The sequence below is a fragment of the Acinetobacter sp. AC1-2 genome (genome assembly GCF_016124155.1).
Classification (GTDB): Bacteria; Pseudomonadota; Gammaproteobacteria; order Pseudomonadales; family Moraxellaceae; genus Acinetobacter; species Acinetobacter calcoaceticus.
This window is the reverse complement of sequence record NZ_JABFFO010000001.1, coordinates 1526598-1547096: the sequence shown is the minus strand read 5'-3', so window position 1 is coordinate 1547096 and position 20499 is coordinate 1526598. Positions and strand designations below refer to the sequence as shown.

General features: G+C 38.3%; 19 protein-coding genes. 9 read left to right on the top strand and 10 right to left on the bottom strand.

The annotated features are described in order from the left end of the window. Positions 1–45: 45 nt before the first annotated feature. The 5 genes from HL290_RS07190 to HL290_RS07170 are packed head-to-tail and all read right to left on the bottom strand — an operon-like array spanning position 46 to position 6559. Positions 46–948, bottom strand: a complete 903-nt coding sequence (locus tag HL290_RS07190) for a hydroxymethylglutaryl-CoA lyase (RefSeq protein ID WP_198496040.1) — start codon at positions 946–948, stop codon at positions 46–48. Further along, on the bottom strand, positions 945–2936 hold the full coding sequence (locus HL290_RS07185; RefSeq protein WP_198496039.1) for an acetyl/propionyl/methylcrotonyl-CoA carboxylase subunit alpha: 1992 nt from the start codon (positions 2934–2936) through the stop codon (positions 945–947). Before HL290_RS07185 ends, HL290_RS07190 begins: the two co-directional genes overlap by 4 nt. A gap of 11 nt (positions 2937–2947) precedes the next feature. Then, positions 2948–3751: an enoyl-CoA hydratase/isomerase family protein gene (locus HL290_RS07180; protein ID WP_198496038.1), complete on the bottom strand. Its 804-nt coding sequence runs from the start codon at positions 3749–3751 to the stop codon at positions 2948–2950. Between the two features lie 9 nt (positions 3752–3760). Next, complete coding sequence (locus tag HL290_RS07175; protein WP_198496037.1) at positions 3761–5362, bottom strand: carboxyl transferase domain-containing protein; 1602 nt, start codon at positions 5360–5362, stop codon at positions 3761–3763. Between the two features lie 24 nt (positions 5363–5386). Further along, the gene (locus tag HL290_RS07170) at positions 5387–6559 is read right to left on the bottom strand and encodes an isovaleryl-CoA dehydrogenase (protein ID WP_003651160.1); all 1173 of its coding nucleotides are present in this window, start codon (positions 6557–6559) and stop codon (positions 5387–5389) included. 144 nt (positions 6560–6703) lie between these two features. Here HL290_RS07170 and HL290_RS07165 point away from each other — a divergent pair, with 144 nt between their 5' ends. The 5 genes from HL290_RS07165 (at position 6704) to HL290_RS07145 (ending at position 12890) form a co-directional block, all read left to right on the top strand. Continuing rightward, the gene (locus tag HL290_RS07165) at positions 6704–7321 is read left to right on the top strand and encodes a TetR/AcrR family transcriptional regulator (RefSeq protein WP_003651165.1); all 618 of its coding nucleotides are present in this window, start codon (positions 6704–6706) and stop codon (positions 7319–7321) included. 110 nt (positions 7322–7431) lie between these two features. After that, positions 7432–9126, top strand: a complete 1695-nt coding sequence (locus HL290_RS07160; protein WP_198496036.1) for an AMP-binding protein — start codon at positions 7432–7434, stop codon at positions 9124–9126. Between the two features lie 73 nt (positions 9127–9199). After that, positions 9200–9871 carry a class I SAM-dependent methyltransferase gene (locus HL290_RS07155; RefSeq protein WP_198496035.1) on the top strand — a complete coding sequence of 224 codons (672 nt, stop codon included), beginning with the start codon at positions 9200–9202 and terminating at the stop codon, positions 9869–9871. Between the two features lie 279 nt (positions 9872–10150). Further along, the gene (locus tag HL290_RS07150; RefSeq protein WP_198496402.1) at positions 10151–11434 is read left to right on the top strand and encodes a DcaP family trimeric outer membrane transporter; all 1284 of its coding nucleotides are present in this window, start codon (positions 10151–10153) and stop codon (positions 11432–11434) included. 100 nt (positions 11435–11534) lie between these two features. Beyond that, positions 11535–12890: an MFS transporter gene (locus HL290_RS07145; protein WP_198496034.1), complete on the top strand. Its 1356-nt coding sequence runs from the start codon at positions 11535–11537 to the stop codon at positions 12888–12890. A gap of 46 nt (positions 12891–12936) precedes the next feature. On the opposite strand, the gene HL290_RS07140 is transcribed toward HL290_RS07145, so the two are convergent. Beyond that, on the bottom strand, positions 12937–14175 hold the full coding sequence (locus tag HL290_RS07140; RefSeq protein ID WP_198496033.1) for an SGNH/GDSL hydrolase family protein: 1239 nt from the start codon (positions 14173–14175) through the stop codon (positions 12937–12939). Positions 14176–14285: 110 nt separating this feature from the next. On the opposite strand from HL290_RS07140, the gene HL290_RS07135 reads away from it, so the two are divergent. Then, positions 14286–15191 carry a LysR family transcriptional regulator gene (locus HL290_RS07135; protein WP_198496032.1) on the top strand — a complete coding sequence of 302 codons (906 nt, stop codon included), beginning with the start codon at positions 14286–14288 and terminating at the stop codon, positions 15189–15191. Here HL290_RS07135 and HL290_RS18620 read toward each other — a convergent pair. After that, positions 15184–15486, bottom strand: a complete 303-nt coding sequence (locus HL290_RS18620; RefSeq protein ID WP_227602201.1) for a hypothetical protein — start codon at positions 15484–15486, stop codon at positions 15184–15186. The genes HL290_RS07135 and HL290_RS18620 overlap by 8 nt on opposite strands. A 903-nt stretch (positions 15487–16389) precedes the next feature. Here HL290_RS18620 and HL290_RS07130 point away from each other — a divergent pair. Continuing rightward, positions 16390–16533, top strand: a complete 144-nt coding sequence (locus HL290_RS07130) for a hypothetical protein (RefSeq protein ID WP_198496031.1) — start codon at positions 16390–16392, stop codon at positions 16531–16533. Between the two features lie 266 nt (positions 16534–16799). Then, positions 16800–17228 (top strand): hypothetical protein, encoded by a 429-nt coding sequence (locus HL290_RS07125; RefSeq protein ID WP_198496030.1) that lies wholly within the window; start codon positions 16800–16802, stop codon positions 17226–17228. Positions 17229–17322: 94 nt separating this feature from the next. Here the strand turns inward: HL290_RS07125 and HL290_RS07120 are convergent, their stop codons facing one another. The 3 genes from HL290_RS07120 to HL290_RS07110 all read right to left on the bottom strand — a co-directional run bounded on the left by HL290_RS07120 (position 17323) and on the right by HL290_RS07110 (position 18743). Next, positions 17323–17640 carry a hypothetical protein gene (locus HL290_RS07120; RefSeq protein WP_005041460.1) on the bottom strand — a complete coding sequence of 106 codons (318 nt, stop codon included), beginning with the start codon at positions 17638–17640 and terminating at the stop codon, positions 17323–17325. Between the two features lie 115 nt (positions 17641–17755). After that, positions 17756–17986, bottom strand: coding sequence for a hypothetical protein (locus tag HL290_RS07115; RefSeq protein WP_045436254.1), 231 nt, complete (start codon positions 17984–17986; stop codon positions 17756–17758). Positions 17987–18266: 280 nt separating this feature from the next. Continuing rightward, complete coding sequence (locus tag HL290_RS07110; RefSeq protein ID WP_198496029.1) at positions 18267–18743, bottom strand: CinA family protein; 477 nt, start codon at positions 18741–18743, stop codon at positions 18267–18269. Positions 18744–19057: 314 nt separating this feature from the next. Between HL290_RS07110 and HL290_RS07105 the strand changes: the two genes are divergently transcribed. Further along, positions 19058–20470, top strand: a complete 1413-nt coding sequence (locus tag HL290_RS07105; RefSeq protein ID WP_198496028.1) for an iron-containing redox enzyme family protein — start codon at positions 19058–19060, stop codon at positions 20468–20470. The last annotated feature ends 29 nt before the right edge of the window (positions 20471–20499 follow it).

Sequence of the window (20499 nt, the reverse complement as noted above, 5' to 3'; positions counted from 1 at the left end):
AATAGATTAAGCCTTATACCAGATGCTGATCTATTTTATTTATTACTACGCACACTTGGTTTGCCAATAGGCATTTGCATAATTCGACAAGCTTTTTCGGTTTAATACATTGCTAATATTTTGGGTGGCTTGCATTAACTTTTCTAAGTCAATGCCAGTTTCAAATCCCATGTGTGACAGCAAATAAAACAGATCTTCGGTCGATACATTGCCAGAGGCACCTTTGGCGTATGGGCAGCCGCCAAGTCCAGCAAGGGAGGAATCAAAAACACGAATGCCTTGTTGTAGGGACTGATAAATATTGGCAATTGCCATGCCATAGGTATTGTGGAAATGCCCAGCTAAAACCTTGCTGTCGAGTTCAGCGAGGCAGGCTTGCCAAACCTTTTGAACTCGATCTGGTGTTGCGGTGCCAATGGTTTCACCTAAAGACACTTCATAGCAGCCCATGTCATAGAGCCGTTTAACGACTTTCACCACTTGCTCAGGTGCAATTGCTCCTTCATAAGGGCAATCGACAATACAAGAGACATAACCACGCACACGTATGTTCTGTGCTTTCGCTGCGCTCATGACATCGCTAAATTTTTCAAAGCTTTCATCGATAGAGCAGTTAATATTTTTACGGGTAAAGCTTTCAGAAGCTGCGGTAAAAACCGCAACTTCTTTGCATCCCACTGATTGGGCAGTTTCAAAACCTTTAATATTTGGGGTGAGCAGGCTAAATTGCACATCTGTGGTCTGGGGTAACAGCTTAAATAGCTCGTCACTTTGAGCCATTTGCGGCACCCATTTTGCCGAAACGCATGAACCCACTTCAATCGATTTTAGACCTGCATTTATCAGGTCATTAATAAAGTTTAAGCGTTGTTCAACCGTTAAAGCCTGCTTTTCATTTTGGAGGCCGTCTCTGGGACCGACCTCCACAATTTTGACAAACTCACTCATGCAACTTCCTCCTGTGCAGGTTGAAATTCCACAAGCTCATCACCAGCTTTGACCTGATCACCCACTTGGAAATAGGAGTCTACAATCAAGCCATCTTTAGGGGCACGGATGGTGTATTCCATTTTCATTGCTTCAAGTGTCATTAAAATATCGTCTTTCTTCACGCTATGATTTGCACTTACTAGCACTTGCGTGACTACACCTGGCATTGGGGCTTTCAGGTGACCTTCATCGGCTTGGCTATCTGCTTGATTAAAGTCTTGACGAATATAAGCAAATTTATAGCTTTGCCCATTTTGGAATAGAGTAATGCCTTGCTGACTTTGGTTAAAAGATAGCTTTTGCTTAGATCCACCAATTTGAACAGAGGCAGTATGCGCATCAATTAATTGACCAGAAATCGGATAGCTTTGTCCGTTATATTCTGCGGTGAAGCCTTGTTCATTTGAAGCAAATTTGATTTGGATATTTTGGTTTAAGTAATTCAGTTTAATGTTGTGCTGATAGGTAATATTTAAGCGCCAAAGTGGTTGAGCCTGCCAAAGCTGTTTTTGGTTTGAGCGATTGTTTTCGAGTTTACTTAAAAACTCAATAAATGCTGCTGCCACCACAAGTTCTGGCTTGATGTCTTCAGGGCTAAACAAGAAGTTTTGTTCGCGTTGAATCAGGTTGGTATCAAGCTTGGCTTGTTTAAACGATTCGCTACGAACAATTTTTTCAAGGAATGCAATGTTGTTTCCTAAGCCATCGACATGGAATTGGCTTAAAGCGTGTTGCATTTGAATGAGTGCAGCTTCACGGTTTTTACCCCATACAATGAGTTTAGCAATCATTGGGTCGTAATACGTCGTGATTTCATCGCCTTCAACAATACCGCTGTCTACACGTACATATTGGTTTTGAGTTGGGTAGTGCAAATAGTCAATTTTACCAATCGCAGGTAAAAAGCCTTTTTCAGGTTCTTCGGCATAGATTCGTGCTTCGAGCGCATGCCCGTGAATTTGTAATTCGTTTTGTAGTTTAGGTAACGGTTCGCCATAAGCTACACGAAGTTGCCATTCAACCAAGTCTTCACCGGTAATCATTTCGGTCACTGGGTGCTCGACTTGTAAGCGGGTATTCATTTCCATGAAATACGCCGTACCGTCTTGTTCCACAATAAACTCGACCGTACCAGCACCGACATAGTCTACTGCACGTGCAGCATCAATAGCCGCTTGGCGCATTGCATCAAGCTTCTCGCTTGGCATTTGTGGAGCAGGGGCTTCTTCCAGTACTTTTTGGTGGCGACGTTGCACAGAGCAGTCGCGCTCAAATAAATGCACATAGTTGCCGTGTGTATCGCCAAATACTTGAACTTCAATGTGGCGCGGTTGAATCACATAGCGTTCAATCAAGACATCATCATTACCAAAACTTGATTTAGCTTCGCGCTTACATGAGGCTAAGGCATGTAGAAAATCTTCACTACGTTCAACCAGACTCATGCCTTTGCCACCACCGCCAGCACTGGCTTTAATTAAAACTGGATAGCCAATTTGGTCTGCCTGTTGTTTTAAAAAGTCAGCATCTTGGTTGGTCCCGTGATAACCCGGTGTTAAAGGGACGCCTGCTTTTTCCATTAAAGCTTTAGACGTGGCTTTTAAACCCATAGCTAAAATGGCATCGACTGGCGGGCCAATAAAGCAAATATTGTGTTGTTGGCAAGCAAGCGCAAACTGGTCATTTTCAGATAAAAAACCGTAGCCTGGATGGATCGCTTGGCTACCTGTATCAATGGCAGCTTGAATAATGCGGTCAGCTTGTAAATAACTTTGAGTCGCAGGCGACTGGCCAATATAGATGGCTTCATCTGCAAGTTTGACATGTTGTGCATTTGCATCTGCATCAGAGTAAACAGCAACCGTTGCAATACCTAATTTTTTAGCTGTACGAATCACACGGCAGGCAATTTCACCACGGTTCGCAATTAAAATCTTTTCAAACATGATGATCGTCCTTAATTGTTGTTATTCGAGTTAGAAACCCAAGCAGGCTGTTGTTTATTTAAAAAGGCACTCAGACCTTCTTTTGCCTCGCTACCTTGGCGAACTTGAGCAATATGATGCGCCGTCTGTTGTAGCAAGTCATTGCTCATGGTCTGATTGCTCACCATTTGAATGAGTTGTTTTGATGCAGCTTGAGCGTGGGGGCCACCGAGTAATAGAGCATCAATAATTTCTTGAACTTTTCTGTCTAAGTCTTCTGCATCTGCCACTTCATGTGCCAAGCCAATTTGTTTGGCGTCACGTGCTGAAATACGTTCAGCAGTTAAGAAGTAACGAGAGGCTTGTCTTGCGCCAATCGCACGAATCACATATGGGCTAATGGTAGATGGCGCAAGACCTAAACGTACTTCAGAGGTTGCAAACTTGGCGTCAGTACTGGCAATACAAATATCACAAGCCGATGCCAAGCCCATACCACCACCAAAGGCAATGCCATGAACGCGGGCGATAGTCGGTTGTCTCAGTGTTGCAAGTGCATCTAACATTTGCGCGAGTTTTAGCGCATCTGCTTCATTTTCTGCTGAAGATGCCTGACCTGCCTGTTTCATCCAATTCAGGTCGGCACCTGCCGAAAAGCTTTTGCCACGACCAGCTAAAACCACAATACGAATATCATCACGTGTATTAATTTGCTTAAAGCAAGCATGCAATTCTTCAATCACTGTTGTATTGAAGGCATTGTGTAGTTCAGGGCGATTCAGCCAAACATAGGCAACTTGACCTTGTTGTTCGAGTTGTAAAAATTGATAGCTCATATACACCTCTTACATGCGGAACACGCCAAATTTGGTTGGCTGGATAGGGGCATTCATTGCAGCAGCAAGGCTTAAACCCAGTACTTGACGGGTTTGAGCTGGGTCAATTACACCGTCATCCCAAAGGCGGGCAGAAGCATAATATGGATGGCCTTGGCGTTCGTATTGTTCACGAATAGGTTGTTTAAACTCATCTTCTTGTTGTGCTGACCACTCGGCACCTTTTTGCTCAATCTGATCGCGTTTTAAAGTTGAAAGTACGCTGGCTGCTTGTTCGCCGCCCATCACTGAAATACGAGAGTTCGGCCATGTCCATAAGAAGCGTGGTGAATAAGCACGGCCACACATACCGTAGTTACCTGCACCAAACGAACCACCAATAATCAAGGTGAGTTTTGGTACATTTGCGGTTGCAACTGCCATGACCAGTTTAGCGCCATTTTTTGCAATCCCTTCGTTTTCATACTGGCGACCGACCATAAAGCCCGTAATGTTTTGAAGAAATAACAATGGAATATTGCGTTGTGTGCAAAGTTCAATAAAGTGTGCACCTTTTTGTGCAGACTCTGAAAATAAAATCCCGTTATTGGCAATAATTCCGACTGGCATACCATAAAGCGAAGCAAAACCAGTAATGAGGGTTGAGCCAAAACGTGCTTTAAACTCATCAAAACGAGAACCATCTACAATGCGTGCAATCACTTCGCGGATGTCAAAAGGCTTGCGTGCATCACTTGGCACCACACCATAGAGTTCAGATGCATCAAACAGTGGTTCATCAATTTGCTTGTTTAAGTCATTTGGCTTTTTATTGAGGTTGGCAACAATGTTCCGTGCAATCGCAATCGCATGTTCATCATTTTCTGCTAAATGGTCAGCTACACCTGAAAGACGTGTGTGTACATCACCACCACCTAAATCTTCACTGCTCACCACTTCGCCAGTTGCAGCTTTTACCAAAGGAGGACCGCCTAAGAAAATCGTACCTTGATTACGAACAATAATGGTTTCATCAGACATGGCAGGTACATAAGCACCACCAGCAGTACAACTACCCATCACGACAGCGATTTGGGCAATACCTAAGCTCGACATGCGTGCCTGATTATAGAAAATGCGCCCGAAGTGATCACGGTCAGGGAAAACCTCATCTTGCATTGGTAAATAAGCACCGCCTGAGTCCACCAAATAAATACAAGGCAAGTGATTTTGTTCGGCAATTTCTTGTGCACGTAAATGCTTTTTAACTGTAAGTGGGTAATACGTTCCACCTTTAACCGTTGCATCGTTGGCAACGATCATGCAAGTTACGCCGTTCACCTGACCAATACCTGCAATTACACCCGCAGCTGGAACATCATCTTCATAAACGTTGTACGCTGCCAATTGACCAATTTCTAAAAATGCCGTGCCGACATCAACCAATTGATCAATACGCTCACGGGGTAAAAGTTTCCCTCGAGCCAAATGTTTTTGACGGGCATTTTCACCACCGCCTAAAGCAATACGCTGGGCAACTTGTTTGAGATCTGTGACCAATGTTTGCATGGCTTGCTGGTTTGTTTTGAAGTCTTCACTTCGAACATTAATCTTGCTTTGTAATTGGTTCATAAGATGCGTCCTTATTTATAATTATTATTTGGTTTCATTGAAGAGTTCGCGGCCAATGAGCATGCGGCGAATTTCAGAAGTTCCGGCACCAATTTCATAAAGTTTTGCATCACGCCATAAACGACCAGCAGGGAATTCATTGATATAACCGTTGCCACCTAGAGTTTGAATTGCTTCACCAGCCATCCAAGTTGCTTTTTCAGCAGAATATAAAATGGCACTTGCAGCATCTTTTCGCAGGCTGCGGTCATGGTCGGCTTTGTCACAAGCAGCACCAACGGCATAAACTAATGCTTTACATGCCAACCAAGTTGAATACATATCGGCAAGTTTGCCCTGCATGAGCTGGAATTCACCTAAAGCCTGACCAAACTGTTCGCGTTGATGTAAGTACGGAATCACCACATCTAAACAAGCATCCATAATTCCTAAAGGTCCAGCACTTAAAACTGCACGTTCATAGTCCAAACCACTCATCAATACTTTTGTACCGTTACCGACACCACCCAGTACGTTTTCAGCAGGCACTTCCACATTGTCAAAAAATAGTGGGTAAGTGTTAGAACCACGCATACCGAGTTTGTCTAAATGATTACCATGACTAAAGCCTTTCATGCCTTTTTCAACTAAAAAAGCAGTCATGCCTTTCGCACCAGCTTTAGGGTCAGTTTTTGCATAAACGACAAGTACATCTGCATCACCGCCGTTGGTGATCCACATTTTTGAACCATTTAAAACGAAATGATCACCTTTTTGCTCGGCACGTAATTTCATGCTAACCACATCAGAACCAGCATTTGGTTCAGACATGGCAAGGGCACCTACATATTCGCCAGAAATCAGTTTTGGTAAATATTTCTGCTTTTGTTGCTCGTTACCGTTTCGGTTAATTTGGTTTACACATAAATTAGAATGAGCACCGTAAGAGAGGCCAATGGCTGCCGAAGCACGAGAAATTTCTTGCATGGCAATAATATGAGCCAGATAACCCATATTGGCACCACCATATTCTTCAGAGACGGTCATACCTAAAAGGCCCATATCTCCGAATTTTTTCCAGAGATGTGCAGGGAATTTGTTGTCTTGATCAACTTGTTGGGCAATTGGTGCAATTTCCTTTGCACAAAATGCGGCCACTGAATCTTGAAGTGCAATTAAAGTTTCATCTAGACCGAAATTCAAGCTGCGGAGGTTCATGATATTTTCATCCTATTGGTTATATTTGTTGTCCATAAAATATTTTGTGGGTATTTGATATGTACCATACAATGATTTTTTAAAAAAGTGAATACAGATTCATAAAATGATTTACAATTCATTTTATTTGTTAGAGAATAAATTATGAGCTATAAACGATCATCTTTAATGCAAGAGCGGATGGAGCAAAATCGTAAGTCGATTTTGAGTTCAGCCAGAAAATTAATTTCAGAAGGAGGGTTTAAAGACGCACAAATACAAACAATTGCAGAGCAAGCGGGTGTATCAAGTGGTCTGGTTTATCGTTACTTCGATAATAAAAGCCAAGTGCTCATTGAGGTTTTGTCTGAGGCCATTAACACAGAACTATTGGTGATTGATTCGATTACTGAAAGTGACTTATCGGCAAAGCAGAAATTACATAAGGCGGTGGCAACCTTTGTAAAACGGGCACTCAATAGTCCTCAGCTTGCATATTCACTCATGTTTGAACCTGTCGATTCAACAGTTGAACATGAGCGTTTTCGTGTGAAGCAATTGATTAAACAAAGTATGAAAAAAATACTTGCGGATGGAAATGCAAGTGGTGAGTTTGTCTTGGATGATTTAAATACAGCAGCACTCTGTGTTGTTGGTGCCATGACCTATGTGGTTGTTGAACCCCTAGATCCAGCTCAAAATACAAAGTTTGATCAAGCACACAGAGACTATTTTTCAAAACAGATTGCTGACTTTTGTGTGGATGCTGTGCAGAAGAAATAGGGCATATAAAGGATAAACATTACAAAGTAGGCGGTTTGGAAAATTAGTTGCAGTAACAACAATTAGATCAGGTACGAAGAGAATTACAAAGAATCAAGGAGAATGATTCAATGCAACAAGAACGGTTAAGCTACGCCTCGGGACCAAGCACGCAACCCTTATTGGGTATGACCATTGGTGAACAATTTGATCAGGCCTGTCGGCAATATGCAGAAAAGGAAGCAATTGTCAGTTTTCATCAAAACAGACGGTTAACCTATAAAGCTTTACAGGATGAAGTAAATGCTTTTGCTTGTAGCCTTTTAAAATTGGGTTTAAAAAAAGGCGACCGGTTAGCGATTTGGTCACCAAACTGTGTGGAATGGACAGTTACCCAGTTCGCGGCCTTTAAAGCAGGGATTATTTTAGTTAATCTAAATACAGCTTATAAAAGCCATGAACTTGAATATGTGTTGAATAAAGTCTCATGCAAAGGATTGATTATTGCTTCTCAATTCAAAACCACCAATTACCAAGAATTACTCACAAAAATTGCCCCTGAGTTAACAAATAGTCCTGATAAAGTACTCAGTTCAGAACGACTGCCACATTTAAAATTTGTCATTAAAATTGATGACCAGCAACACATCGGCATTCACCGTTTTAGTGATTTAGTTACAACACCAAACTCCGAGCAGTTTGAACAATTAAAACAGTTAACTAAGCAACATCAATTTGATGAAACCATTAATATCCAATTTACTTCTGGTACAACGGGTAACCCAAAAGGGACCATGTTGACCCACCATAATATTTTAAATAATGGTTACTTTGTGGGTGAAGGTATTCGTTTAACGCCTCAAGATAAAGTCTGTATTTCTGTGCCGTTATTTCATTGTTTTGGCATGGTGATGGGGAATTTAGCTTGTGTTACGCATGGGGCAACGATGGTCTATCCATCGGCGGTATTTAATCCTTTAGAAACGTTAAAAGCGATTCATCAAGAACGTTGCACGGCAGCTTATGGTGTGCCAACCATGTTTATTGCCACCTTAGAGCATGAACAGTTTAATGAGTTTGACCTGTCGAGTTTAAGAACGGGCATCATGGCGGGTAGTCCTTGTCCACGTGAAATTATGCAGCGGGTCATAGACCGTATGCATATGTCTGAAATCACGATTTGTTATGGTATGACTGAAACCTCGCCAGTCAGTGTACAAAGTTCGGTAAATGATTCGATTGATAAACGAGTAAGCACAGTTGGGCATGTTCATCCGCATGTTGAAATTAAAATTGTCGATTTAGAAGGTCAGATTGTTCCGCAAGGGACTTTAGGCGAGCTATGTGTTCGTGGTTATTCAGTGATGGCTGGTTATTGGGGCGAAGAAGAAAAGACAAAAGAGGTCATTGATTCAGCTGGCTGGATGCATACGGGTGATATTGCAGAAATGGACCAAGACGGCTTTATTAAAATTAAAGGTCGTATTAAAGACGTCGTGATTCGTGGTGGGGAAAATCTCTTTCCTAAAGAAATTGAAGACTTTTTATATACCCATCCCGATGTGAGCGATGTACAGGTGATAGGCCTGCCAGATGCGAGATATGGCGAAGAACTTTGTGCTTGTATTATTTTGCATGAACATCATCAAATTGATGAAAATAGCATTCGCCAATTCTGTAAAGAGCATATTTCTCATAATAAAGTGCCGCGCTATGTCCGATTCTTTAATGAATTTCCAATGACTGCTTCAGGCAAAGCCCAAAAGTTTAAGTTGCAAGAAATTATGCGTGCTGAGCTTAATTTGACAGGAAATGTCTTTGACTAAATAAAGTCAAAAGACCAGTCAAAGTGCAGCAAACTATAAATTGAAAGGCAGTTTGAAAAGAGGATAAAACAAAATGGCAAAAGACTTTAATAGCCCAAAAGTAGTCGATGGTTATGATGAACATATCCGTAAATTAATTCCGGGTTATGAAGTGATCCATCAACAGGTGGATGCCATTTTGCAATCAGTGTTGAAACCAAACTCTCACATATTAATTGTGGGATGTGGCACGGGTTATGAACTCGAATATTTACTTAAAAGACATCCGAACTGGAAATTTACAGCCGTTGATCCATCTTTAACGATGCTTCAAAAAGCCCAAGAACAGGTTGAACTTTTAGATAAATCTTCACAAGTGACTTTTGTACATGGGGAAACTTCAGCTTTACCTCTTGAAAATTGCTTTGATGCTGCACTGTCTATTCTTGTGGCGCATTTTATTGCTGATGATATAAAACCTGCGTTCTTTAAAGATATTTATGATCGCTTAAAAGAAAATGCTGTCTTGCTCACCTACGATTTAATGACGTGTATAAACCCTCAGCAGCTTCAAGCTTTACGTTATTTATGCTTGGCACAAGGCTTAACTGAGGAGCAATGCCAAAAAATGTTAGAGCGTATGGCTCAAGACTTTTTTAGCCTAACTACAGAAGGCTATATAAAACTTTTGCAAAAGAGTGGCTTTGAAAGCGTACAGTCCTATGCACAGGTTCTGACTTATCAGGGTTTTATTGCAAAAAAATAATGCCAGTAGAAACATAGGAATGTTGTCTTAACACCTAAATATTCTCAATGAGGAAGAGAATATGAAAATTGAAAAAAAATAGAAGAACTCGCTTTACCTATAACACAGTAAAAAGTGGCCTCAATGCTGCTTAAGGGAGGTTTTGTCTAAAAAATATGATGGAAGACTTTCTAGAGGAAGAAAGTCTGATGTTTAAGGGCCTGTTTTAGATAGGTATATAACAAAAAGGATGTCGAGATCTTTAAGTCTAATTAAAGATCAAAAAAGGAAAGTTTTATGATAAATGCTTTAAATACAACGGTTCAAAAAAGCCTATTGGCGGTTTCTGTGACCCTGTTTGTGTCTTCTGCTTTTGCAGGCAAAACAGATCCTGAAATAGAACAACTTCGACAAGAAGTAAAAGAGCTGCGGGCTATGCTACAAGCCAATATACAAGCTCAAAAATCTTTAACGCAGGGACGAGTTGAACTAGCAACTTCTGCAACTCCTCAAGCTGCACAGCCAATACAGCAAGGGTTAACTAAGTCTGGTGCAGAATTTAACTTATACGGTTATATACGGGCAGATGCTTCTTATCAAATGAAGGGCGCATCTACCATGTATAACAACATTAGTGGGGTTCCACTCGAAAATACTCCTGAAGAGGGCGCACAAAAAGATCAGTTGCACAGTACCGTTAATGTGACACGGTTTGGGTTGAATTTTAAAACCCCAACAGCCGTGGGTGATGTGGGGGGGAAGTTAGAAATGGACTTCTTTGGGGCAGCCACTCGTGATCAGTTTCGGATACGCCATGCTTATTTAACTTTTGATAAATGGCTTATCGGTCAAACGTGGTCGACATTTATTGCGCCAGAATATTACCCAGAAACGATTGATGCAGGCACATTTGTAGGTGGAGCATTATTAAGATCACCACTAGTTCGCTATAGCGATAACTTAACTGCAAATACAAGCTTTGCAATATCGGTTGAAGACCCGAAATATACCCCTACATCAGACCCTGATAACAAAATGCGTTTACCAGCTTTGGTAGGTCGCTTAAATCATAAATTTACAAATGGCTCGATGCTATCAGGTCGTAGTTTTGTGGCTGAAAAGAGAACCAACAATGATGAAGAAGTGGCTTGGGGTGTAGGCCTAGGGGGGAAATATCAGATTACGCCAGATACATTACTCAAAGCTGATTATTACCATGTCAAGGGAGATGGACGTTTCCTACTATGGAGTAACAGCGGCTATGCAATAGATGATCAAAACAATATGCATAGCAATGAATTTGACACAGTTTCATTGGGCATAACCCATCAGTTTACGCCACAAATTCGTTCAACCTTGGGTTATGGCTATATGAAAGCCAAAGATGACAATCGTTTTGCCGAATTACAACGCACTAGCACAACCCAAAACAAAGAACTTTGGCAGGGCTGGGTAAATGCACTTTATAACCCTTATAAACCAATTACTTTGGGCGTCGAATATGTTTATGGCGAACGAGAAACTTTTGATGGGCGTAACGGGACCGATAACCGCTTCAACATGATGGCGAGTTACGATTTTTAATTAATTCAATAAAACCTTGAATAATCTGTTTTTTCTTTAGGGTGCAGTATGTCGTTTTAAAAAATTGAATATGAATTTATCTCACAGAGGAGGTGGGTAAATGACAACATCTAAATTAAATGTAAATGAAATTATTGATCAGGCCAAATTTAGACCTTATCACTGGAGTATTTTACTTTGGTGTTTATTGATTATTATCTTTGATGGGTATGATCTGGTTATTTATGGTGTAGTGCTACCTTTGCTGATGCAAGAGTGGTCGTTAACGGCTGTACAGGCGGGAATGTTAGCAAGTACAGCACTATGCGGAATGATGTTTGGGGCAATGTTCTTTGGAACTTTGGCAGACAAAATAGGTCGTAAAAATGTGATTTTAATTTGTGTCGCTCTTTTTAGTGGTTTTACTTTTTTAGGTGCTTTTGCATCAAGTCCACTTGAGTTTGGGGTGCTTCGATTCTTAGCGGGATTAGGTATTGGTGGGGTAATGCCAAATTTAGTTGCACTCACATCAGAATATGCACCTAAACGTATACGCAGCACCTTAGTGGGTACCATGTTTAGTGGATATGCGATTGGGGGGATTCTTTCAGCATTAATTGGTAGTTATTTGGTTGAAAGTCAGGGTTGGCAAATCATGTTCTTGATTGCAGGCATTCCTTTATTTTTGTTGCCTGTTATATGGAAGTTTTTACCTGAGTCTTTAACCTTTTTGGTTAAAACTGGTAAAACTGAGCAAGCACAGCGTATTATTCAAAAAATTTCACCTGAACAAAACCTAACGATCAATACACAGTTAGTGCTTAATGACGATAATGTTCCAACAGGTAGCTCTGTAAAGGGATTATTTCAACAAGGCCGCGCTTTTAATACACTCATGTTCTGGTTAGTGTTCTTTATGTGCTTACTCATGGTGTATGCCTTAAGCAGCTGGTTACCAAAACTCATGCTTGCGGCAGGCTATTCACTCGGAAAGAGTATTTTATTCTTGTTTGCCCTAAATGTTGGCGCAATGATCGGTTCAATCGGTGGTGGTATTCTTTCTGATAAATTCCATTTAAAACCTGTAATTATGGCAATGCTGCTGGCGGGTGTTATGGCATTAGTCGGTTTAGGCTTTAACTCACCAGCCTATGTTTTATATGGTTTGGTGACTGTTGCAGGAGCCGCAACCATTGGTACCTCAATTCTTCTTTATAGTTACGTTGCTCAATATTATCCATTAAGTGTGCGTTCTACTGGAATTGGCTGTGCTTCCGGTGTTGGTCGAATTGGAGCAATTGTTGGGCCAATCTTAACCGGCATGTTATTAGGCCTACAGTTACCACATAAAATGAATTTTGTGATGATCGCAATTCCTGCAATTCTTGCTTTTTTAGCAGTCATGATGCTTCGACGACCTGCAGTTGAAAAACAGCCGATTGCCCCGAAACTTGCCGCTGAATTAGAAGGTAACTAATCGATATTGATACAGGTAGGAGAAAATTCCTACCTGTACCTACATTTTATTTCTTCAGTAACTGGTTTAAATGAACTAGATTTGCCATTTGTTGATTACCGCGATCATTTGGATGTAAATGATCACCTGAGTCATAAATCGGGTTTAATCGATCGGGATGTTTTGAATCTTTTAAACCTTGATCAAGATCAAGAACTCCATCAAATGTCTGACTGGTTCTTATCCAATCATTAATTTTTTTCCGTAATTGATCTTTGTTCGGTTGGTAGTAGTTATCTAAAGGGGTATTGGGTAAAGCACCCGAAAATGGAGGTAAGGTTGCCCCAATCACTTGAATGCCTTGTTTATGTGCTTCATCTACGACACGTTTATAACCTTGAGTTAATGCTTCAAAAGACGGTATTTCTTGTTTAGGAGCAAAAGCTGTACCCGGCCATGAAATATCATTAATGCCCACCAGAACAATTAACGTTTTCACTCCAGAATATTGAAACACTTCTTTTTTCAATCGTTCTAAAGCACTGTCGCCCATACCGTCTGTGAGTAGTCGATTTCCTGAAATTCCGCTATTAATCACCGCTACTTGATGTGACGATAAACGCTTAGCTAAGAAGTCGGTCCATCTCGTGTTTGCATCTAGAGTTGCAGTTGCTCCATCAGTAATTGAGTCTCCAATAACCGCAACAACATGGGCTTTATGCTTTGGTTTTACCTCTATCGCAGAGAGTAATAATCTTGCAGTGGTTGTTTTAGCATCGGTAGGAGTATTTAAATTTGCTGTCTGGTTACCCGTAATCAGCCAACTGGTTTGTTTAGCATCCCAATGAAAAGTTTTAAATGTCGTTGGTTTTTGAATAAAACTATTTACCATTAACTGTGCATGATTAGGAACAGAGAGATGAATTGGGTCACTAATCAATTGTTTACCCGGTAAAATTTGTGCTTTGAGCTTACCCGAGAAGTAAACAGGGTAAGCACTCTTTGATTTAAGACTTTTTGGGGTAACTAAGCCTACGGTGGTTTTATCGATATTAAGCGGCTGTTCGCCATATTGATTGGTGAAAACGAGTCTAACTGCTTCACCACCTAAACTAATTTGACTAACTTGTCTGATCGTTTGGTTAGATATTTGCTCAGGAATATGGGTTGGGAAAACAAAATCCTTATTCCAAACTTTTTGTGGACTGGCTGACCAACTGGTAATCCATTGGCTCTTTTGTACTTCTGCTTGCGTTACGGTAGACAATAAAACTAAAGAGAAAAGGGTAGATTTATAAAGTTTCATCTCATGAATCCTTAAAACGAATTAGAGTCATCTTGAAACAAATTAGTGGCTTGTTATAGCTGTCTAAGCGGAATAAGATTTGTGAATTAGATTCATAAATAGATTTCGTTATGTCATATTTTGATATTAATCGATCTGGCGAGTTGGCAATTTTTATTCGGGTGGTCGAATTAGGAAGTTTTTCAGCAGTAGCGCGAGCATGCGATATGACGCCGTCTGCTGTCAGTAAATTAATTGCTCGGCTCGAAAAACGACTTGGCGTCCGGTTACTGAATCGTTCAACACGCCAGTTTCAGCTCACCAGTGAAGGTTGTCAGTTCTATGAGCAAGGTCTTCAAATACTCAGTGAGCTAGATGAACTCGAACAATCTGTTACTGCAAATCACACACCTAAAGGACGAATCAGAATACATACCAGTTTTTCATATTGGACCCATTTTTTGGTGCCGTGCATTTCTTTATTTAATCAACGCTATCCACAAATTGAATTAGAGGCTCATTTAAGTGATGAAGTCATTAATTTAGTTGAGCAAAGAATTGATGTCGCAATTCGGACAGGACCTTTAAAAAGCTCAAATTTGGTGGCTCGCTCATTGGGGAGCACTCATAAACATTATGTATGTTCACCTGCATATATTACACAGTGTGGATGCCCACAGCATCCAGATGAACTATCTGAACATCAGCTTTTAGACGTAAGTTATCAGCGTCAGAATAAGACATGGTTATTTAAAAAAGAGAATCAAGAAATCACGCTCGTACCTACTCAGGTTTTAAGAGTAAATCATGGGGAAGCGATTTTGCAGTTAGCACTTGCCGATGCAGGCATTGCACAACTCAATGAATTTCAAGTTCGAAAAGCGCTAGAACAAAAGCAGTTAATTAAAATTCTTGAAGACTGGAATGTTAATGCTTCTGAAGAATTTCATGCTGTCTGGATCGGGCATGATAAATACGTTCCTAAACGTGTAAGGGTCTTTCTAGATTTCTTAGTGGAACATGCAAATATCAGTTAACTGAGTCTTTTCTTGCACTTAACTGACATTGGTGAATTGTTTCATTCATTGTTTCTACAAAGTTCATGTCCGCATCAATATTTTGTAAGCTTACTTTTTCTAGATCTTCTACAAATTGTGGCGAATAATGTTCTTCTAAAGCGTTATAAATACAATTGCATTGTGAGAGCGCATGGCCTGACCACACACAATGGGTATTGAATTCGTTTTTACTGATAGGTCTGCACCCTAATAAACTTATAGAAATTATTAATAGAGTGCACACTAAAACAATACGATATGAAAAAAACATCATTATTGCTCTTCGTTGGTTGTTGTTATCGTTAAGTTATGCTTATAGATGCGCTCATCTTTAACTGGCGTTAAATAGTGAGATCTTTTCCCTAAAAATATAAAAGTAGGGATAGGTAAAAAGATGGGAGGAATTCTTTAAACGTGTTTTAAGCTGAACAATAAGATAATGAAGAGTAATAAAAATAAAATGATATAAAATAATAGTCATTAGAGACTCCTTGATAAAAGAAGTTGTGCCCAATCACTGCTATTAATTATGGTGGTGAAACGAAAGAGGGTTAGCAGACTGATACCTAAGAAACCAGCACACCCGAAGGTGTCCCACTCCCGTTCCTCCGTCAAAGGCACGAGGGGCTCCACACCAAAAAACTTGTTTTTAGTGCACTTAGGTAGACGATCTGCTAAAACCGACTGACAAAATAGGTCAGCCGGAGCATCATAAGCTGAGCCTTAAAGCGGGTCAATTGCAAAAATAAAAGATTGGTTTATATAAACAAATATTAATATTTTTAAATTTTCATTAATAAAATAACAAGTTATTTAGAATTTAAACAATTGAATAATTATTAAACCTAATTTTTATAATTGAGTTTTAATGGTTATATATCAAAGATTTATTAATTGTTTATTTATATATTGTTTGCAATCATTGGCTTAATAAGACACACACTCAGAAAGGATGAGCAATTTTACTTTTATGAATAGGGCAATCTTAAATAATTAGCTAATGCCAAAATTTAATTAAAATATCAATTGCAAGAATGGTATTTTTTAATCATTTATTTAATTTTGATTTTACAAAAGCTTGCATAACCTACAAAAGTTAAGAGAACCACAGCGGTAGACCAACATAAGATAATGTTATTCATAAGCCTACATCTTAAAATTTATAAGGGTGACTTCAATGTTAAGAGTTTTTTGTGCAGTTAGCATGGTCGTTGCAATTGCAATGGGTATGAGCGCTTGCCAAGATCGAGATTCAAGAGATGATGGAACTCATGGCGTTAATGACCCCACAACCCCTCACAAAATGGATAAAAACTCATAACTATTTTTTCTAAGAAAACTCATTTTTAGGTGAGTTTTCTTATCGTTATTTTCTATAAAATATGTAACATAATAAAAATGATAATTATATGAAAATATAAAATTAATCAATAAATTAGTAAGTTATTATCTTTCTACGAATTTGCTGTTACTGAAGTGTTTCTATAATGAGTTATAGTTTCAAAAAATTAATAAAATAAACACAATAAATTACTTATATTCATCCTAAATTCATTGTAGTCATGACAGTTTTATAAAGGTAAGGATATGCCCCAGTACTTAAGAATAGCTGAGAAAATATATCAAAATGTTAAAGAAAAAAAAGGCTTTACAGATGATCATATGGAAGATCTTAACAATTTGATGATTGAACTCAGACATGAGCTTAAGGGGACAAAGCTTAAGCTTTTATATAATTATATTGATTTTGCTGAATTACTGATTAAACCTCTACAGGAATCTAAAATTAAATTGGATTTAAGTATTATTCCGCAGAGTAAAAATACACAAGAATTTGTATTGTGGCTTGCGAGTTTTATTGAGCGGATTACAACGGGCGGACAAGAAAAATTACCGCCAATCCGAGCTAAGGTTACTTTATCTTCATATGATTACGAAGAAAATTATCGTTCAGTGCCACATCCGGTAAATAACGGGGAAGAAATTATTGAATATTTTAAGAAAAAAGATAATTAAATAAGATGCTATAAAAAGAGCTTATTTCCAAGGGCCAATAGGAAATAAGCTCATATTTTTAAATTAATAAATAGAAGATACTACATTACAAATACTATCTATCGTTCCATGCATCTTTAATTGCCTGTTTAGCATGTTCCCATTTTAAGCGGGATTCAGCTTTCAGCTCTTCCCATTTTTGTTGAAGGCTACCTTCGACATCTTCAAATTGAGCACCTTCTTCAGATTCGGTGCGGGCACGATGACCTAATTCATAGGCTGTCGAGAAATCTCGATCATAATCTAGATCTGGAGTAGTAAGTTGAGCTTCTTGATAATAAGGACGAGTAACGTAACTTTCGCGCCAATAGGTATCAGAATAGTTATGGTCGCCAGCTGGCAGTCGTGCGTGATCGCTATTTTGATCTGTCATCAGTTTTTCCTCATCTATTATTAAATTTTATGCTTATGTTGAATTTAGGAAGGTGAGTACACCTTCCTAAATAAAATGAATGACCGCATCAAATAACAATTAAATCGGCAATGAATTAACGTTGCTGATTATTGTTATTTGGGTTTTGTTGGCTTGGATCTTTTTGATTAGAGCCTTGTTGCGGGCGGCGGTTGTCATTTTGCTGTTGTTGCTGATTGTTTTGTTGCTGTTGATCTTTTTGCTGTTGGTTGCCATTTGGCTGTTGCTGGTTATTACGGTTGTCATTTTGCTGCTGTTGTTGCTGCTGATTATTAGGTTGATTGCTTTGATTATTAGTAGTGCTCATCTTTAATTACCTCATATCATTTATGATGTGTGTTTTATCTGAGAGCTTCAGATAGGTTTATTTAAACATGAAAATTTTAAATGTGTAGTCTGAGGGTGTTACCCTATATTTAACTGTAACTTTAGAAACTAACTAAAACCTTGATTTTTATATAATGAAGTTTTTATCAATAAACATAATTAATATGAAGATGGATAAAATTACATTTAAGTACATTGGTGTTAAAGAAACACTATGATCATTTCTAAATATGTATTTGTTATTTTTTATTGATAAGGTTCTATTTTTTATTATCTAATATTATGAATTCTATATCTTGAGTAATGTAATAAACAAGTTGTCTAAGTTTAAAATAAGGAAAACCCTTAAATATACGGCGGAAATTATAAAAATTATTTTTATAAAAAATAGAATAAAAGAAGGTACCTACTGGTTTTTCTTTTGTTTCTGACCCGCCTTTTTTTAATAATCCCGTACAAGCAACATAAAGATCTGCCTTTATAAGGTTTTTCCCTTTTTTGATCATCTCTACAGTGACTTGCATGGATTCAGGTGTATATTTTTCAATAAGTTCCGAAGAAATATGAAGGGTATTTTCTTTAACCCGTAAGTCATAGCTGACTAAGCTTCCAATAAAAATATCGCCAGAATAGGGGCTTAAAGAAAAGCGGTAAGCTAAATATCTCGCAGAAGCACTTTCAAAAAATGCAATTTTAATTTTTTCTTCTGCTAATAATTTGCAACATGAGTTAAACATTTTTCTATCCTTAGCTATGTTTTAAAGTTATTTATAGAATTATTTTTAATTGCTTTATGTTAATTTTTTAATCTTTATGATTTTAAAGGTAACTATAGTGTAATAAAAATTTAAATTTTATATTTTTTTATAAAAATAGGCAGTTAAGTTATTCTAAAGATGAGAATGTAATTTTGTGTTAGGTGTTACACATTTGAATTTGAAGGGATTTATACCGGAACAATTGTTTTTAATAACGCAATATAACAAAGATAAGCTGGGATAATATGGTGAGTAAAGTATGGTATTTTATATCTCACAAAAGGAGAATAGAAATGCCTGTTGTAGTGAAAGAAAGATTATTAGACCTATTACAAGATAATCAACAGAACTATTACGAATTATTTGTTTTTTTTCTTGATCCTGATATTTCTAGTTTTGAAAAAGAAAAGAAAGCAAGAGATTTTCTAACTAAAGAAATAGATAAAATAGATCAAAAGGAAATTGATTTCCCTTCAAATATAAATATGGTTAAAGCATGGTGTGAGAACAATAATAAAGAAAATTGTGAGGTATTTCAGGCTTATTTAAATCGTCGGCAAGCGGATGGTGAGAGAGAATATTTCAAAAATGTGAGTCAAGCATTTGAATTTTTAATTAAAGTCTCTCCTACAAAAAAAGTAGATGGTGCATGGCTGTATAGTTGTGTTCACTACTGGAATGATCCAGTTTTTCATGAACTAATTATTACGTATTTGGAAGAGCTGGGGTTAGGTGAACCGAAAGCAAACCACGTATGTATTTATGATGATTTACTACGTAGTTTGGGAATCGATAGTTTTGATCTGCTTTTAGAAGATGAATACTATCATCATGCCGTGGTTCAGTTGGCTCTTGGTTATGCTCCAGCTGAGTTCATTCCCGAGATTATTGGGTTTAATCTGGGCTATGAACAGCTGCCTCTTCACCTATTGATTAGCAATTACGAACTAGCTGAACTGGGCATCGATTCTAAGTATTTCAATCTGCACATCACCATTGACAACATTGATAATGGACATGCAAATAAAGCGATTAAAGTTATAGAAAATATTTATGATAAATATAGAGATAAAGAACTTTTTCTTAATAAATTAAAACGTGGTTTTGCGCTAAACAATCATGGCGTGGGCTCTTCGAAAATTATAAAAAATTTAAATGTTGAAGATTTTGTTCTTAAAATTTTAAAGAGAAAGGCGCTCGTAGGGCAATTAATTCATAACGAAACCAGAGAGTTTGGGTGCAAAACGATTAATCAATGGTTATCTAACCCAGACGATGTTGAAGGGCTGATATCACATTTAATTGACCATAAATGGATTAAATTTAATAGTAATCCTGAACAAAGTATTTTCTGGAGATTAATTAATGATGAGAATGGAAAAATGTTTGGAGTGTTTACTCCTGTAGAGCGCCAGATCATTCATGATTGGATTGCAGGAGATGACCATTCTTCTAATTTCTTGACTTACAGCAAGGCACTCAATAGTAGTCAGCGTATTCAAGACTATCTATTTAGCTATATCTCTGATGGCGAACTTGATGCTTTGCAAGAACGTATAGGTCAGTCGCATGATCTTGCTATAAAAATATGCAAATTAACCCCATTTTTAGCACCCGACTCACACCATAAGAGTATTGGACTTTGGAGCACGCGCAAATATGTCGAGCTTCTTTTTCCATATTTAAGTTCCTTTAACAAAAATTAGTTCTTTAATTTTTCTACTTCACCCAAGGT